The 15,608-nt window shown below is 59.9% G+C and carries 13 protein-coding genes; 6 read left to right on the forward strand and 7 right to left on the reverse strand.

The genetic code is table 11. The annotated features are described in order from the left end of the window. Positions 1-85: 85 nt before the first annotated feature. The 3 genes from P3T23_RS32030 to P3T23_RS32040 form a co-directional block, all read right to left on the reverse strand. Positions 86-2,491: a S8 family peptidase gene (locus P3T23_RS32030; protein WP_429320089.1), complete on the reverse strand. Its 2,406-nt coding sequence runs from the start codon at positions 2,489-2,491 to the stop codon at positions 86-88. Between the two features lie 214 nt (positions 2,492-2,705). Then, on the reverse strand, positions 2,706-3,680 hold the full coding sequence (locus P3T23_RS32035; protein ID WP_429320090.1) for an AAA family ATPase: 975 nt from the start codon (positions 3,678-3,680) through the stop codon (positions 2,706-2,708). Between the two features lie 48 nt (positions 3,681-3,728). Further along, complete coding sequence (locus P3T23_RS32040; RefSeq protein WP_429320091.1) at positions 3,729-4,049, reverse strand: helix-turn-helix domain-containing protein; 321 nt, start codon at positions 4,047-4,049, stop codon at positions 3,729-3,731. A 548-nt stretch (positions 4,050-4,597) separates the two neighbouring features. Between P3T23_RS32040 and P3T23_RS32045 the strand changes: the two genes are divergently transcribed. Together P3T23_RS32045 and P3T23_RS32050 are read left to right on the forward strand one after the other, a co-directional pair. Beyond that, complete coding sequence (locus P3T23_RS32045; RefSeq protein WP_429320092.1) at positions 4,598-5,362, forward strand: hypothetical protein; 765 nt, start codon at positions 4,598-4,600, stop codon at positions 5,360-5,362. A gap of 13 nt (positions 5,363-5,375) precedes the next feature. Then, positions 5,376-7,292, forward strand: a complete 1,917-nt coding sequence (locus P3T23_RS32050) for a phage integrase family protein (protein WP_429320093.1) — start codon at positions 5,376-5,378, stop codon at positions 7,290-7,292. Positions 7,293-7,957: 665 nt separating this feature from the next. Here P3T23_RS32050 and P3T23_RS32055 read toward each other — a convergent pair. Together P3T23_RS32055 and P3T23_RS32060 are read right to left on the reverse strand one after the other, a co-directional pair. Beyond that, entirely contained in the window at positions 7,958-8,935 is a 978-nt protein-coding gene (locus P3T23_RS32055; protein WP_233465000.1) for a ParB/RepB/Spo0J family partition protein, read from the reverse strand. Continuing rightward, the gene (locus P3T23_RS32060) at positions 8,932-10,140 is read right to left on the reverse strand and encodes a ParA family protein (RefSeq protein ID WP_429320094.1); all 1,209 of its coding nucleotides are present in this window, start codon (positions 10,138-10,140) and stop codon (positions 8,932-8,934) included. Before P3T23_RS32060 ends, P3T23_RS32055 begins: the two co-directional genes overlap by 4 nt. A gap of 1,124 nt (positions 10,141-11,264) precedes the next feature. Here P3T23_RS32060 and P3T23_RS32065 point away from each other — a divergent pair. The 4 genes from P3T23_RS32065 to P3T23_RS32080 all read left to right on the forward strand — a co-directional run bounded on the left by P3T23_RS32065 (position 11,265) and on the right by P3T23_RS32080 (position 14,134). Beyond that, on the forward strand, positions 11,265-12,662 hold the full coding sequence (locus P3T23_RS32065; protein WP_429320095.1) for a replication initiation protein: 1,398 nt from the start codon (positions 11,265-11,267) through the stop codon (positions 12,660-12,662). 52 nt (positions 12,663-12,714) lie between these two features. Further along, positions 12,715-13,026 (forward strand): hypothetical protein, encoded by a 312-nt coding sequence (locus tag P3T23_RS32070; RefSeq protein WP_429320096.1) that lies wholly within the window; start codon positions 12,715-12,717, stop codon positions 13,024-13,026. 191 nt (positions 13,027-13,217) lie between these two features. Continuing rightward, positions 13,218-13,658 carry a type II RES/Xre toxin-antitoxin system antitoxin gene (parS, locus tag P3T23_RS32075; RefSeq protein ID WP_007731380.1) on the forward strand — a complete coding sequence of 147 codons (441 nt, stop codon included), beginning with the start codon at positions 13,218-13,220 and terminating at the stop codon, positions 13,656-13,658. After that, a complete protein-coding gene (locus tag P3T23_RS32080) occupies positions 13,658-14,134 on the forward strand; it encodes an RES family NAD+ phosphorylase (RefSeq protein WP_172315271.1) in 477 nt (158 codons plus the stop codon). The genes parS and P3T23_RS32080 overlap by 1 nt, the downstream gene beginning before the upstream one ends. 213 nt (positions 14,135-14,347) lie before the next feature. Here the strand turns inward: P3T23_RS32080 and P3T23_RS32085 are convergent, their stop codons facing one another. Next, positions 14,348-14,692: a hypothetical protein gene (locus P3T23_RS32085; protein WP_429320097.1), complete on the reverse strand. Its 345-nt coding sequence runs from the start codon at positions 14,690-14,692 to the stop codon at positions 14,348-14,350. Between the two features lie 598 nt (positions 14,693-15,290). Then, the gene (locus P3T23_RS32090; protein ID WP_007731376.1) at positions 15,291-15,557 is read right to left on the reverse strand and encodes a hypothetical protein; all 267 of its coding nucleotides are present in this window, start codon (positions 15,555-15,557) and stop codon (positions 15,291-15,293) included. Positions 15,558-15,608 lie beyond the last annotated feature (51 nt).

The following is a 15,608-nucleotide window of genomic DNA, read 5'->3' on the forward strand; positions in this document are numbered from 1 at the left end:
TGGTCACTACCCCAATATGGCCGTTCGACAGTGTCACGGACGGCATGCAATTGCTCCTTGATGGCAGTTCAACAGGCAATTCGCGCTACACGGGCTGGATGCCAATAGCTGGCATTATGCGAGCGCGTATTTCCTGATAGACAGCGATTCCTGAGCCCACGCCGACCTCCAGCGAGACGCACAGGGCGAACTTCACCTTGCCGGCCAGCTCGCCAGCATCTGCAGCACAGTTCACCTTGCACACGAACCGGTCGCCATCCACGAACGCCACGGCGTCTTCACCTTCCAGAATCTCGTGCTGTACCGTGCCGCGCATAACTGCCTTTTCGTGGGCGCTATTGAGGCGCTTGATGCGCAACTGCTCCTGCGGCGGTGTTACCCATAGCTTGGCGCGGCGATAGCTTTGATGGGCGAAGTTGATTGGAGACATCCAGGCCAGAGTGAGCGTCATCCGCCGCCATGCCCTTTTACCAGCAAGACTGGGTGGCAGCGGTGCAGAGAAGACAAACGCTTCGTCGGCGCCCAATTCACCGACACCAAGCAGCGTCGCTCGTTCAGCCGTGCAGGTCACGGCTCGATCCACATCGACCACGCCATACCCGAGCCAACGGGTGACGAAGTCTTTCTCGGCTATCCGCCTCGTAATTGCATTCTGAATGAGATGGAAGTCCGGGCGTTGGGCCAGGAGCCTGTCTGACCATTCGCCCCATTGCGCACCATGTACCAGCAGGGCCTTGAGTAAGACCGCATCGAACTTGGCGGCTGGAGCATCGGCGACTTGCACACGCAGCGATTCGATCACGTCGTACGCGTGCGCCGCTGCGCGGCTGGCCAGCGCAGCGGCATTGCTGGTACCGCGACTGTAGGCTGTCTCGTTGAGGGTTTGCCCGGGCAGCGGCGGTACGGCTGCACGATGGCCAGGTGCAGCGCTAGCCGTAATCGAATCGAGCACGCTTACCGGCCCACGCGCCAACATACGTTCGCGATGGAGCACGCGGCCGCCGGGCATCAGGATGTCGGGTTTGACAGAACGGCGATAGCCGTGACCCACACGGGAGAGCGGGCTAATCCCTCCGATGGCGAACAAGTCGAGACGGCCTGGTACCACGGGAGGCTGCGCGTGATCTGCATGCAGGGCGCCGACAGTCAGCACGTTCATGGCCTCCGCCGGCGCGATGAGTCGGCGGTCCATACTCTCGGCGGTCAGCGCCGTGAAGGCCAAGCCGGCACGTTCAATCGGCGTCATGCCGGGCAAGGTGTCGCTAGGGGTCTGCAGTGTGAGTGGGCGCAGGTCATTACCGGCGCTGACAATGAACAGCAGGGAATACCGAAAAGCGAGCCAATCGAGCAGGCGCGCCCAAGGCGACATCTCCCGCACAAACAATCGAGTGTCGTCGCCGACGGAAAGATTGATGATCCGTACTGTCGGTGCCACAGCTGCCTCGCCAGCTTCCCCTTCGCAAATCCGTCTTACCGCACGATGGATCAGATCGATCAGCAGTTCATCGTCCGGCGTGTGCTCGCGACGGCGCGGGTTGAAGGTGTCCAGAGGGTCCGGCCGCAGAATAGGACGGACATACAGTTTCCGATCCAGCGGCGCGGGAGGTCCATCCAACTCACCGTGCAGGATCAGTGATGCCATGGAGGTGCCATGCACGCGGTCCTTGGCTTCGTATTCGGCCTCCCAGCCATCCGGATCATCGACCACGAGGCGGCCTGCCAACAAAGCGTGATTGCTGAGTGGCAAGCCATCCAACAGTGCGATCAACGGATCCTTGCCTGCCCCGGCGGGTATCTCTGCCTGCGTGATGAGTTGAGCCTCGCTCACACCGTCGGTGACCGACTGCGCCTTAGGCCGGAAGAACATGATGCGGTCCGATAGCACAAGTTCCGGCGATTCTCCCGCCAGGATGGTCGCAATAGCTGCCGCAGGCAGCTCAACCAGAAAGCCGTGGTAAGCAATTTCGGGGATCAACGCACGGCTTAGGACACGACCATTCAGTCGCTGGACCAGTGCTTGCACCTCGACGCTCGCTGTCTCATTTTTCTGCGGCACGCTGAAGTGCCAGGCTTCAATCTCGAACCGTATGGCGGCCGTGCCATTGTCGATGCCATCCTGCCAATATCGGCGCATGTCGGCATCGACGCGATCGGCGATGCTCCAATGACGAATGGTGCGCAACTGCTCAAAGACGTGCTTGAATGGTGCCAAGCCTCGGGCGAACGGCTCATCGGGATTCTGTTGGTGGCGATTCCACAGGGCCAACAGTTGTGTCAGCGCTTCCTGATTGGTTCCGAGCAGGAAGAGACGCCCGGCGTAAGGCTTATGTTGATGCTCCCTGCTTTCGGCATAGAAATCCTCGTCGGGTTCGATCTGCTCCTCGGCCCATTCGTGCAGCCAATCCAGACCAGGTACCTTGCTGACGGCATTGGCGAAGTTCTGTACCGTGCCTGCAACTTCTACCACGAGGATCAGTTCGGGGTTCTCCATCGGCGCGGCCTGCTGCAGCCTGAGGCGTTTGGCCTCGAAGGCTTGTTGCAGTACTGCGAGTTGTGGGGCTATACGCGCTCTCTGACGTCCGATTCCAGGGAAGTGAACTGGACCACTACGCCCCGCTAGCGAGTCCCGACCGGTTTCAGTCGGCACGGAGAAAAAAAGAAGAGGATAGTTTTCATTCGCCATTAGTCAGCGTTGCCCGTTCTTGTTATTGGTCGATCGTGAATCGCGTCTGCCACTGTTTGAGGCGTTCAACAATGATGCGTTTAAGATTGGCGGCAGGAAGCGCCAGAACGTAGCGGCGCTGTATGTCTTCGCAGAACTGCTCAAGGTCGGAGAAGCTTGACGCCGTGAGCTTCGAGGCCAAGGTCTTCGGCGTTATGCCCAGCGGGGCGTCCAGTCGCTTTTGCAGACGCACGAACCATTCTTCTTTTTGCGCCACGGTGGGCTCCGGCAGCGCGAGGCGCAACTGGAAACGGCGCCACACGGCACGATCCAGCAGTTCAGCGTGGTTCGTGGCGGTCACCACGACTACATGGCTGGGCAGTGCATCGATCTGCAGCAGCAGAGAGCTGACCACGCGCTTGATCTCGCCGGTTTCATGCGTATCCCCTCGCTCCTTCCCAAGGGTATCGAACTCGTCGAAGAACAGCACACACTGGTGCGTGCGCACGAAGTCAAAGAGCCGCTTCAAGCGGCCGCTAGTCTCGCCAAGGAAGCTGCCGATCACCGCCTCGTAGCGCACGACGAACAACGGCACCATCAGTTCGGCGGCAAGCGCTTCAGCCAACGAAGTCTTGCCGTTACCCGGCGCGCCGGACAACAGTACTCGATGCCGAGGCTCTACTCCGTAGGAGCGCAGCAAGTCCTTCCGATGCTGCTCCTCGACCAGCTCGCGACATGCAGTGAGTACGGTTTCATTGAGCAATAGCGAATCCAAAGTTCTCCTTGGCTCAACTTCATACAGCAGGCCACCGTGTCCGCCATCGAAAGAGCGCACAACCTCGACCGAGCGCGGGCCCGACTTGGCCGACCCCAAGTTCTCGACTAGCTTGTCGGCCAGTTGATGGTGATGCTTGGCGCGCTCTTCAGCCGCCATTGCTTCGACGGTCGTGCGCAGCAGTTGCTGGTCGCCCTGGCTTCCTGCCTTGACCAGGCTTACGAGTAGGTCTGCTCGCGACATATGCTTACCTTGCCCAATATCAGTTTCATGTGTGTACTGCGGGTCCGTCTAAGCTGCGACAGTGATCGAAGCGCGGCTGGTCTTCCTTGCAGGCCTGACGACGATCTCAACATGCTGACCGAGCGATACCAGCGCCTGCATCAGGCGCTCGAGCGAAATGTTCTGCAGCTTATAACGACGAACCTGCGATATCTTCGGTTGCGTCATCCCGGTAATTTCGGCAACTTTCATCTGGCTGAGGCCGCGCTCTTCAATCAACGCGTTCAACTTGACAGCAAGGATGGTCTTTGCCGACAGATCCCCCGCATCGTTAAGGCCGGGGGTAGTTAGCACATTGTCTGTGCCGCCGTGCGTCTCTCTGCGTTGCATCGTCATCTCCCGCCTAGTCGTACCGCGCCGTCAACGACATTTTGCGCTCCCGGGTTTCGAGGGGCGCTAGCGGCATTTGTCCGGATTATATCCGTTCATGTATAAAAAACAACCGACAAGAGGGGCAGCGCCCGTGGTCTGACGTCACAAGGGGACTCATAAGGGAGCACTGCTTTGCAAAACCACGCGCTCTTGTCTGGCTTACGCCCACGCTCGCTCCAGCGGGTTGTTCGCCTGTTTGTCGATAGACGGGGTCCGAAAGCACGCGCGGCGCTGGATTCGAAAGCGCGAACACGGCATCCGCCTGGATAGTCGGCTGTCCGGCGGCGCCGCTCATCAAGAGCCCGCCATAGATCGCAAACTGCCAGAAAATGCACGAAAAGTACGACTACCCCTTTCTGGCGCCATGCAGAAAAATCGCGACATCTGATAACTGGAGTTATCACGAATAGCGATTTTGCTTGGCAGATTTTGTGCGCTCCGTTACGCTTCGTGGGAATCCCCGTCCGGCAAGGCTTGGCGGGCCCCTATGCGGACAGGAGAGCGTGATGATGCCGCCACCGATGATCGATCCAACTGACCCCGAGGCCATCCGGCGCGAGCTGTTCGATGACAATCGATGGGTCAAGGATCAATTCGCCGCCCATGTTGAGGAAGCGCTTCCCGCGCTGTGCGAGGCGCTCGCCACCTGTTTTCGCCTGCTGCCTGCTCTCAATGAAGCAGCCAACAAAGCAGAGACGATGCGCACCGCGCTCGTCGCGGCGTTCGTCTTCGGAGTGCTCGACGACATCGTGGTGTCCACGAAACTCCTGCTGACCGGCAAGCTGCCCGCCGCGGGCAATCAGATGCGTCAGGCGGTCGAGGGAATCGCGATGGCTTTCCTGTGTTCGACCGACGACCGGCTGATCATCAAGGAGAAGACAACGAAACGGCGAGCGGTCATGGGGCGGTACTGGCAAATGGTGCAGGGCGAGGACAAGAACACCCAGGGATATCTCGCGCTCAGGCAACTGGAGTGGAACGCCGGCGCGCTGGGTGTGAACGCCGATGCGGTCAAGCGCCTTCACCTCGCCAAGAATCACTACAACGCCTTCAGTCATTGCGGCACCTTGACGATCGCCAGCCGGGTTTCGCTCGAAGAGCCGGGTACGGTCTATCTCGGCGGGCACTTCGACCCGGCGAAGCTTGACGGGTATCGCGCCGAAATGAACGAGCGGATCGGCCTGTGCCGGGTGCTGCCGCCGTTCATGGAGCGCATGCTTGCATCCATGGCACCGCCGGCCGCGGGCGAAGCCACGGCCGCGCAAGCTTGAAGCCGCACCGGTCATGAAAACGCCCTCGCCCCGCCTCACGCGCCAGCACTTCGCGCTCTACCGCGGCTGGCTCGAAGGCGCCGCGATCGAGGGCCTGCATGCCGCCTATGGCGAGCCCGGTACCGACGTACGGGTGACGCGCCGGCTGCTCACGACGCTGCGCGACACGCTTGCTGTTGCTGCACGCCGCGCGCGCGATATCGAGGCGGCGCACCTGCTGCGCCTGAAACCCGGCAGCATTCCCCTTGCCGAGCTGCACGGCCGCGACGACGTGCCAACGCTCGAGGACTACCGCGCGCAGGTCGATCCGGACGGGGTCTACGGCGAAGCGGAGCTCATCGAGCTCTACAGGGGGGATTTCCCGCCCCCGCCCTCGCTCGCCCTTGACCGGAAAATCGCCCGCAATGCGCGGCTGCGCGCCCGCCAGGCCGCAGCGCTCGAGCGCATGGAACGCGCGCTGGTGCAGGACCCTGCGCCAGAGCACCCGCTCGACGGCTGGTTCGAGCCGGCGGTCGCGGCGCGCCTCGCCGCTGCGGGGCTGACCACCCTCGCCGACCTGCTCGCGCTGATCCAGCGCCGCCGGCAGCGCTGGTACGCCGCCGTGCCCAGGCTCGGTCCGAAGGGCGCGCAGCGCATCACCGACTGGCTGGATCTGCACGCGCGTTCGCTGCACTGCATCCTCTCCCCGCTTGCGACCACGCCGCGCAGGCAGTTCGCGGTGGGCCATCCGGTGCTCACCCGGCCGGCCGTCAGCGCCGACGTTGCGCCACTGGAGTCGCTGCACGTGCCGCCCGAACTGGATGGATCGCAGGGCCTGAACCGGGCGCCCGTGCCCGCCCACCAGGCGGAACTCGCCACCGACCTGGACGCCGTCAACGCGTGGATCGCAATTCGCGGCGAGCGCAGCCCGCACACGGCCCGCGCCTACCGGCGCGAAGCCGAGCGCTTGCTGCTGTGGGCGATCATCGTGCGGCGCAAACCCCTGTCGTCGCTCAATACGCTGGACTGCCGCGAGTACATCAACGGCTTTCTGGCCGACCCGCAGCCGGCCGGGCGGTGGATCGGCAACGGCAAGGCCGAGCGGTTCGACCCGGCCTGGCGGCCGTTCGCGAAGAAACTGCCGCCGGCAAGCCGGGAGACTGCCCGCAAGATCCTGTCGGCCCTGTGCAGCTGGCTGGTTGAGGAACAGTACCTGCTGGTCAACCCGTTTCACGGGCTGCAGAAGGTGGACAGTGCGAAGCCGCTGGTCGACGTGACCGGGCGCACGCTCACGCACGCCCAGTGGCGGTTTGTGCTGCAGACGGTTAGTCGCGTTTCCCTCACGCCGGCCCAGCAGCGCGACTATTTCGCCCTGCTCTTCGCATACGCCACGGGGCTGCGCCGCGCCGAACTCGCCAGCGCAACGACCGGCGCCCTGTCGCGCAAGGCGCTCGACGCCGCGCTGGGGGACGCCTGGACCCTGACGGTGATGGGCAAAGGCCGGCGCGAGCGGCGGGTGCCGATGCCGCCGCGGCTGATTGACGAGCTGGCCGCCTGTCTGCAGCTCAGGCCGGTGCCGTGCACGCTGGACACGGCGCCGGCGGCCACGCCGCTGATCGCCCACCTGAAAACCGGCAAGCCCCTGACGCCCGACGCGCTCGCGCGGCTCTACAAGGCCATCTTCAAGCGGGCCGCAGACGCGCTCGCACCCAGCTACCCCGGTGCCGCGGCGGACCTGAAACGGGCCAGCACGCACTGGCTGCGCCACACGCATGCGAACCACGCGCTCGACGCCGGCAGCGACCTGCGGGACGTGCAGACGGGCCTGGGCCACGCCAGTCTCGGCACGACGACCCTTTACACCAAGGGCGACGCGACCCGACAGTACCGGGCGGTGGAGCGGTTTTTTGATGCGGCGCTGGAGGATGCTGCCGCCGCGTCGCCAGTCTGATCCGGCCGAATTCTGGCCAGCAGGCTCGAACTTTGAGAAATCTACATGACTGGCCGCGTGCGCTGCCGTAAGGTCCGAGGCGGGGCGTAGCTGACCAGCGGGTCGACGTGGACACTTCTGGGGCAGTTGTCGGCACATCTCGGCCCCATATGCTGCCCCAAGTGGCCTGTGCTGCCCGTCCAATCGGCACTCGCGGTAGCAGCCATAATCCGTTCCGAAAAGCGTTCGGATCGCGACACTCCACCCATGGCATGCGGTCGCGGAGCATTTTCGCCGAGGTACATGACTCGGGGCCCCTCGCAAGCAGGGCCTCCTCCGGCGAGTGTGCCTAGTAGCACACTCTTCCTGCGCCCCGCCGCTAAGGAGGCGCCGTCGGGGGTGGGCTAACTCCAGCCGTACGGCCCCAAGGATTTCAAGGCTATTCATTCGACTCGGGTGAGTCGCCTCGGAAGCGGGGCTCGTCCAAAAAGTGTGCCTAGTAGCACACTTCCATTCGTCACCCTGCGCCTCCGGTGGACGGCGAACCGCGCCTGCCACCGAGGAACCACGCGGGTGAGCGCACATCGGCATCGCGTGCGCCGGCTGTTGTATACGCACACTGAATCTTGCAGCCGAAAAAAAGCCCGCACCGAGGCGGGCTCCACACCTAATGGCAATGCCTCCACTCAAGAGGGGTCGCCATTAAACAACTCGCTTATGACCTGGCGGATCCGGGTCTCCTGTGCATCTGACAGGACACCCGTTTTGATTTTTACGGTGAAGCTGTTCACGTCCTTGGTAATGCTGCCTGCGTGATTTTTCCCCGCAAAAAATTTTTCAATTGAGCGCTCGCGAGCCGTCTTGCTAGATGCGCGACGACCGACCAGGGCAGCAATCGCCGGCGCGTACTTACCTTGGTCTAGGTTTCCCGATACGACGTCCGGCCAAAGTTCGAGGGCAGCGGCCACCGCTTTCTCACCATGCTTCTTGATCACGTTCGCAATCGCATCGGCGGCATTGCCACCAATAAGCGTCGGATTGATATCGAGGTCGCTGGTGATGAACGCGGGTAGGCTGTCGAATGCAAGGTATCTATACAGCCCGCGCCGACTCATGCCGACAGCTTCGGCCAAACGCGTGCGATTTGGAAATTCCTTTTCGGTACGGCGAATGGAGATGGAAATCTCATAGTCGGCCAGGTCATCCCGGCCGATGTTTTCCACCAGCGCCAGCACCGCCATATCCTGGTCCGTACAATCAACGACGAGGACTTTGATCTCCTCAGATCCGACCAGTTTGTGTGCGCGCCAACGCCGCTCGCCAGCAACGATCTGATAGGCAGACTCTGCTCGACGAACGACGATCGGTTGTAACAGCCCAACCTCGCGAATCGACTCCGCGAGTTCAGCTAACTTCGCCTCGTTGAAGACCCTCCGGGGCTGCCAAGGGTTCGGCACTATCTCTGACACGGGCAGCACTGATTGCGCGCCGCGCGTTTCCAGTTCCTGAATTTTGATATTGGCCGCAGCCAGGGCAGCAGCCATCCCCGGCCCGGTCTTCGGCTTATCGTTCGTTTGTCTAGAGGCTGTAACTTCGTCTTTCGGGATATCTGAAGCAGCGCGCAGATTGGCAGTCTGCTCGGCCATTCGAGCACGGATATTCATTTGCCGAGTCTCCACTGTTCGACATACATGTCGTCAATCCACTTGCAGTATTCCCTGAGCGGCTGACGAACCCGCTCGACAGTTTTCGAACTCGCGTCCTTTTTGCTCAGGTCAAACACCGTCGACAATGCAAGCGCGCCGCTACTCATTGCCGAGCTTGCCGGAATTTCGATTGTCGTAAGCCAGTCGCCATAGGCCCGTTGAGTCCATGGACGAACCACAGAAGCCGACGAAGTAGGGCTGTTATCGACCTTTGAAAGGATGATCGAAATGAAGTCGTACGCCTTGTTGGCCTCCCTCTCCATGAAGTTACTCGCGATGTCGGAGAACAGCCCCCAGAACGACACAGAACTGATGAAGTCGAGACTTTCCGGAACCAGCGGCATGACCATCGAATCCGCAGCCATCAACGCATTGAGCGTCAGGTAGGACAATGAAGGCGCCGTATCGAGGATGATGTAGTCGTACTGGCTGCGTAGCGACGCGAGACCTTCCCGGAGGATTGCCCAGAATTGAAAACTGGGCTTAGCCTTGAGCATCGACGGGATGTAGAACTCCGCGCTGAACAAGGAGGGGTGGGCTGCGATGACGTCCAGACCGTCCCAGTAGGTCTGCTTGATGAATGATGACAGTCCGCCTTCGATCGTCTGGTCATAGATGAACGGCAAAACAGTTGAATCTTCATCAACCTCCTTCTCTGCATACAGGCCGCAAAGCTCGGAAAGTGATGCCTGCGGGTCCAAGTCGATGGCGAGCACTCGCCGACCGCGGAGCGACAATCCTTGCGCGAGACACATTGATGTCGTCGTTTTGGTCGAACCGCCTTTGAAATTGGCGACGAGGATGACCTTCCCGTCCGCACCGCGCGACCCGGTGACTAGCGGGGACTGATATATTTCGGATAGCTGCTGCACATACGTCCGCGCCTCGGCCAGTGTGAAATGGCGGCTACGACCAGTACCCGATGCCTCACCCGCAGGCAGCGTGCTTCCTTCCCTTGTGGCCTGGTAGTGAATCTTCGTGCGGTCCATTCCGCAAAGTTCGGCGACTTCCGCCGTAGTAAATGACGGAGCCGATTTTCGCGGTTTCGGCGTGAGGATACTATTACGCAAGTCTTCCGTGAGCGTGTTGAGCGTCTCCGCGAAACTCGCAAGTTCACCCAAGGTCACTCTTCGCGTAATTGCCGGGAATTCTGCTTTGGACATGGTTTTTAAGGTTTAGCCCGAAATCGATACGAAGCGTAGAATACTAGAAAAATACAAAAATGTGCCCGTGACTTAACCCTGTTTCCTATAAACCGACGTTAAGTGGCTATTCCGCAACCAAAAACGCGTGCTAATTTCATAATATGGAATAACGCCGGCCCCGTGAGGCGCCCTACACATGTTTTTCCGAATGAATTTTGAAAGGTCATGGTGAGGGAAATTGTTGGATTAGTGACGGTTCGGTCACGAAGGTGGGTGAGAAGTTTTGTTGAATACATACCGAGAAGAGGCGAGCGGGTTCAATTTGAAACGGGCGCGATCCGTCTTGCAGAGAATCACTGCGCAAAACCGGGCGCCCCACAATATTCCTCACCATCATCGCTCGCTTTGTCGGTCCGCCCTCCGCTCACCATGAGTGAGCAGCGTCGACAGCGATCCAACAAAACTTCTCACCATGCGATCACGGGAGCGCAACTCGGCACCCGCCACAATTCTCCTCACCGTCGCGCCGGCAAAGTCGGGTTCTGCCTAGATACTCCCTAGCTAGCGAGGCCATAACGCTTTTCTCCTTCTCCTCGTTACACCGTAGATAGCGCTGGCCAATACAAATTTGTTCACCGTCGCCAACAAAAAGCCTCACCACGGTCGCGGGGGTAGGTCGCAGGCCCCCCGCAACATCAGGCTTTGTCGGCAGATCAGACGATCTTCAACAATTCATCTCACCATCGTCCCGCCCGCAGTAGAAGATCTCACCCTGAACGGGTAAACACTTCACTTTCATAGCGGAATTTCACCCACCTTTGCCTACAAAAGGCCTCACCTTTTAAACAAAATCACTCACCTTTGTAGGGCTAATTCGTTGTTTTTGTTCGAGTTTGATAGGCCCTGTAAGTTGGTAAGTTTGTTTTTTCTAAGACTTTTTAAAAACACAAACAAACAACTCGAGCCTCCCAGACAGAGCAACTTACCGACGCCATGGAGGTTCTGTTCTTGAGCAATCAAGTTGCGAGGGTGGGTGAGCCGATTTGTTGAAACAGTATTTTCATGGTGAGCCTTTTTGTTTTGACATCTCACCTACGCGTGCTACAGTTTCCGCGGCTAACAAGTAAGAAGAGAGGGCCACGATGTCAACCGCCGTATCGACAAGCGCAACATCGCGGCAGATGTCGCTCGAACTGTTTGAGGAGATGCTGGCGTCCGACACGCCGATCCATAAATCAACCAAGGAAATCGGCTATCAGCGGAACAACGTTTTCGTTGATGTCACCGACGTCGGAGTCACGGCGCGTCGCCTGCTCGATGCAGCGCACTTCATTGTGGCGCAGGAGCCGAACACTCCGAAATATTACGACGTCGAGCTGAGCTACTTCAGATGGCTCATGCGTTACGACAGCTACAACTATAAGCATCTGAGAACAGTCGTATCCGAAGCACAGAAGGCACTCATCCAGGTTTCCGCGGCCCCGCACGGTAGCACGTCACCTGAAAACGAAAAATGGGTATCCGTGCAACTGCTCGGCATTGTCGGTATCGACAAGGGACGCATAACGTTTGAAGTCCCACAACCGCTCATCCGCCACATCAAGGACCCAGAAAAGTCGCACTGGTTGAGCCTTCGCATCACGTCGGCCTTCACCCTCACTTACGCACGTGCAATCTATGACCACGTCATTGCGTACGTGACGGACGGCATCACGGATTGGTTTGAACTCGATGTGATCCGGAACTGGCCCGGCAAAGCGGGCTCCAGCGCAACAGTCTTCAAGTATTTCAAGCGGGACAGTCTCGAGCCTGCGGTAAAGCAAATCAACGAAGTCTCTGACATCGAGCTCAGCTACGAGACGCGCACCGAAAGCCCGAAGTCCAAGAAGATTGACCGGATACGTTTCAGGCTTTCCAGGAAAGAAGGGGCCGACACCGTCCGCGCGAGCTTGATTGGGTTGAAGGAAACCTACACCACGTTGAAAAACGAATTCGCCTTCACCGAAAAACAGTTCAGTGTCATCTCGCAGAACCGCGCCATCTGGTCCGATGAACGCATCCTTGATGCAATCGAATACACCCGCGCAAAGATTGATGACGCGAAGGTGACAAAGAGTCCTGCGGGCTATCTGATGAAGGCCATCACTGAGGGCTACAAGCTTTCAGAGGCTGAGCGCCGGATGAAAACGGTACTGGCCCAGAAAGCCACCGAAGAGCAGGCTGAGGTGACTGCCAGAGCCTCCACGAGAATCGCGATTGAAGCGAACAGTGCCGCTCGTGAGGAAGAAGCCAAGCTGCGATTGGCCGACGAGGTTCGCGCTGGTCGCGAAGCTTTCGACCACGCCGACGCGCGGGCAAAGAAAGACTTCATGCGCGCGTACATTGCGTCTCCTTCTGGCAAGCTGGCCATCAAACGTCTCAAGTTCGACATAGCCACCATCGGCGAAGCAGATGTGCTCAACCACGCGGACCTTTCCTTTGCCTTCTACCATTTCGTGTACCTGCGCAACAAACCCAAGGCAGCCCGAGCGCGCGCCTGACCAGCAGAAAACTAACGGGAGCGTTGCCTACCTGAGGAACAACGCGCACACGTTGGTCAACTACAGCGCCCGGGGTCGCAAGGGCCTGCCGATCAGCAGCAGCATCGCCGAGTCCGCGGTGAATCAGGTCATCAGCCACCGTATGGCCAGGAAGCGACAGATGCGCTGGAATGACGAAGGGGCGCACTGCATGGCCCAGTTCAGGGTCGCGGTTTTGAACGGGAAATTCTCGCCCCGCCGCATCTCGGCGCTCGAGATAGCCGCCCCGCGTCACGGCAAATGCATCGGCGCAGCATCGCCTGGCCGGCACCGACCAACGAACAGAACAGACCGTGCAACCATGCCGCACGCCAAGGCGGCCTGACGAAATCGGCCTCCCCAACTTTTGCACACTCCCGCCTGCGCGGGTCGTCGATCTCCCCCCAAAGGGGGTTTGGGGGCGATCATTCGCTGAAAGTAGCCGGCCGCCCGGCCCGGACCGGCAATGCCCCGGCAGCAACTACTGTCTCTGCCATTTTGGTATAAAATAAATGCCAAATGGCAGGAGGTCAAACCGTGAACGTCATCGAGAAGGTATCAGCCGATTCATTACTGGGAGGCCGGTCGGTATTTCCGCGTTCTCCCCGATCCGGCCTTGAATGGGTGGAGGTCGTCCGCCACGGCATTTCGTCGCGGGCGCTGGACGCGATGCTCAAATCCATCGGACTTTCGCAAGCAGAACTGGCGCAGGCGCTCGATATCCCGGAGCGTACCTTGGCGCGTCGCAAGCGGGAAGGAGTGTTGAGCCGTGAGGAGTCAGCCAAGCTGCTGCGACTCGCGCGTGTCGCCGCGCGCGCTGCCGAGGTGTTTGACGATCTCGACCTGGCACTCGCCTGGCTTAAGATGCCGGTTGCTGCCCTGGAAGACGCCACGCCACTAAGCCTTGTCGATACCGACATTGGCACCGATAGCGTGATGGATACGCTGGGACGCATCGAGCATGGCGTGTTTGCGTGATGTTCACGGCGTGGCGGGTGGTGACCGAACGATACGCGGATACCGCTTTTTCTGGGGAAGGAGCGCGATTGTACGGTGGCCGGTGGAACCCCAAAGGCGTCGCGATGGTGTACACGGCGCAGACGCAATCGCTCGCGCTGCTCGAGATGTTGGTCCAGGATTCACCGCTGCGCGCCCGCTATGTGATGATCCCGGCCAGTATCCCGGAGAAAATCGTCGAACGTATCGATCCCGCCAGTTTGCCTCGCGACTGGCGGGACATTTCAGCGCGGGCCGAACTGCAGCAACTTGGATCGGCGTGGGAGCGGAAGCGAACCAGCGCAGTGCTGGCTGTTCCGAGTGCGGTCGTTCCTGCGGAATCCAATTATTTGCTCAATCCCAATCATCCGGACTTCGCGCTCGTCCTGGTTGGAACGCGTGATGAGTGGTTGACCGACCCTCGGTTATTGCGGCGCGCGGCTGCAAAGGGATCGTGACGAGCATCTCGTGTGGCGGTGGCAAGCGGACGATGGCGTGTGATCAACCAACCCGCCGGCCACGCTTCGCTGGGTGCCGCCGTTCAAGATGCCTGTGTGTTGTCAAAACCGATTACATCATGCGTTCAGGGACGTAGCCAGTCATGGCCGCCACTGGCGGAACCGGTCCTGCAAGATCTTGAACTGGCTCGTGCCGATCCAGTCAGTGGGGGATTATTTTTCGTTACGGTCACGGTCGATGTAACGGTTAAATGCGGCTTCGTCGTCGTAAAGTGACCTCGAAAACGTGTCGTCGGCCCAGTCGATCAGGCGCTCGATCACCGCGCGCCGGGACAGGCCGAAGTGCGCGACCAGCCGCTCCAGCGCGAAAAACTGGGTGCCAGTCATCGTCAGGTTCAGACGCCGCTCGCCAGAATCGGCGTCTTCCTGACGCGGAAGCCGTCCGAGGACCGCCGCCGCATCGGAAGGGGCCCGGGCGGACGGCTTCGCCCGTGACACAGTCTCAAGCTCGCGCCGCGCCTGTACCAGTTCACCACGCAGCTGCTCGCACTCCCGCATCAGGGCGTCATGGGCGTCGGCAGGCGGAGGGATATTTTTCGTTACAGTAACGGATTTTGTGCGCGCGCCATGTCGGGCTCGCCACGCTGCCTGACGTTCGGCGTTTGACATTGCATCCGGCTTCCGTGGCCGGCCGCGGCCACGCTTTTCAGTCGTGCCAGTTACCTTGTCGTTTGCCGGTGAGGGCATGATCCATCCTGGTGCGGTTGACCACATCTATTTTACGTTATTCATAACGATAAATGTGGTATTTCGTTACGCGTAACGTAAATATGCACAAGCTGCCTTGCACGGCATGTACTCATCCGGGCAGATGGTTGCAGGGGGCGGGTCCCAGCCCGGTGTCGTTCCTCGGAGAGGATCGCTCACGGCGCAAAGCCGATTGCAGCCCGACAAGGCATCGCTTTATCTTTTTTCGTTTTGTTACGTGACACACTCGGGGAGGCCGTCAGGGAAGACGGCATCTGAAGATTCGGAAATACTGGGATGGCCCCAGCCTCGCGCACGTAAATGTCCGAATCTTGAGGGGCACCCCCATCGGTCGCGACCCCGGCGTGATACAGGAACCGCAGGATTGCGAATCATCAGCGTATCGAGGCTATTCTTCTGTCTCCCAGATGTGGCCAAATCCGGCGGCATGGCAGAGTAGCGCCCATGCGGAATAGGGGATTTCATTTTCGCCGCTGATCCAACGACGTATCTGCCGCCCGCTCTTGTCAGCGAGGTCCAGAAATTCCGCTGCACTACGTCCGGTAAAACCGGCCAGCCGGACTACCTCCTGGATTTCAGCCCCGGTCGGTTTGGCCCAATAGATCGCGGGCTGCAAGCATTCGCGTCGGATTGTCGTGGTTGTATCAACTGCCATATGCTTTTCCCTTGGTACTCTTACGTTCGTCTCAACTACTGGCGCATAAGG

The sequence above is a fragment of the Paraburkholderia sp. GAS448 genome (assembly GCF_050435685.1).
In the GTDB taxonomy this organism is placed as follows: Bacteria; Pseudomonadota; Gammaproteobacteria; order Burkholderiales; family Burkholderiaceae; genus Paraburkholderia.

Coding starts and splice junctions, on each gene's coding strand:
- P3T23_RS32065 (WP_429320095.1), top strand. CDS start 11,265: ATGTCAACCGCCGTATCGACAAGCGCAACATCGCGGCAGATGTCGCTC.
- P3T23_RS32090 (WP_007731376.1), bottom strand. CDS start 15,557: ATGGCAGTTGATACAACCACGACAATCCGACGCGAATGCTTGCAGCCC.
- P3T23_RS32055 (WP_233465000.1), bottom strand. CDS start 8,935: ATGAATATCCGTGCTCGAATGGCCGAGCAGACTGCCAATCTGCGCGCT.
- P3T23_RS32030 (WP_429320089.1), bottom strand. CDS start 2,491: ATGGAGAACCCCGAACTGATCCTCGTGGTAGAAGTTGCAGGCACGGTA.
- P3T23_RS32080 (WP_172315271.1), top strand. CDS start 13,658: ATGTTCACGGCGTGGCGGGTGGTGACCGAACGATACGCGGATACCGCT.
- P3T23_RS32040 (WP_429320091.1), bottom strand. CDS start 4,049: ATGCAACGCAGAGAGACGCACGGCGGCACAGACAATGTGCTAACTACC.
- P3T23_RS32045 (WP_429320092.1), top strand. CDS start 4,598: ATGATGCCGCCACCGATGATCGATCCAACTGACCCCGAGGCCATCCGG.
- P3T23_RS32050 (WP_429320093.1), top strand. CDS start 5,376: ATGAAAACGCCCTCGCCCCGCCTCACGCGCCAGCACTTCGCGCTCTAC.
- P3T23_RS32035 (WP_429320090.1), bottom strand. CDS start 3,680: ATGTCGCGAGCAGACCTACTCGTAAGCCTGGTCAAGGCAGGAAGCCAG.
- P3T23_RS32060 (WP_429320094.1), bottom strand. CDS start 10,140: ATGTCCAAAGCAGAATTCCCGGCAATTACGCGAAGAGTGACCTTGGGT.
- P3T23_RS32085 (WP_429320097.1), bottom strand. CDS start 14,692: ATGCGGGAGTGCGAGCAGCTGCGTGGTGAACTGGTACAGGCGCGGCGC.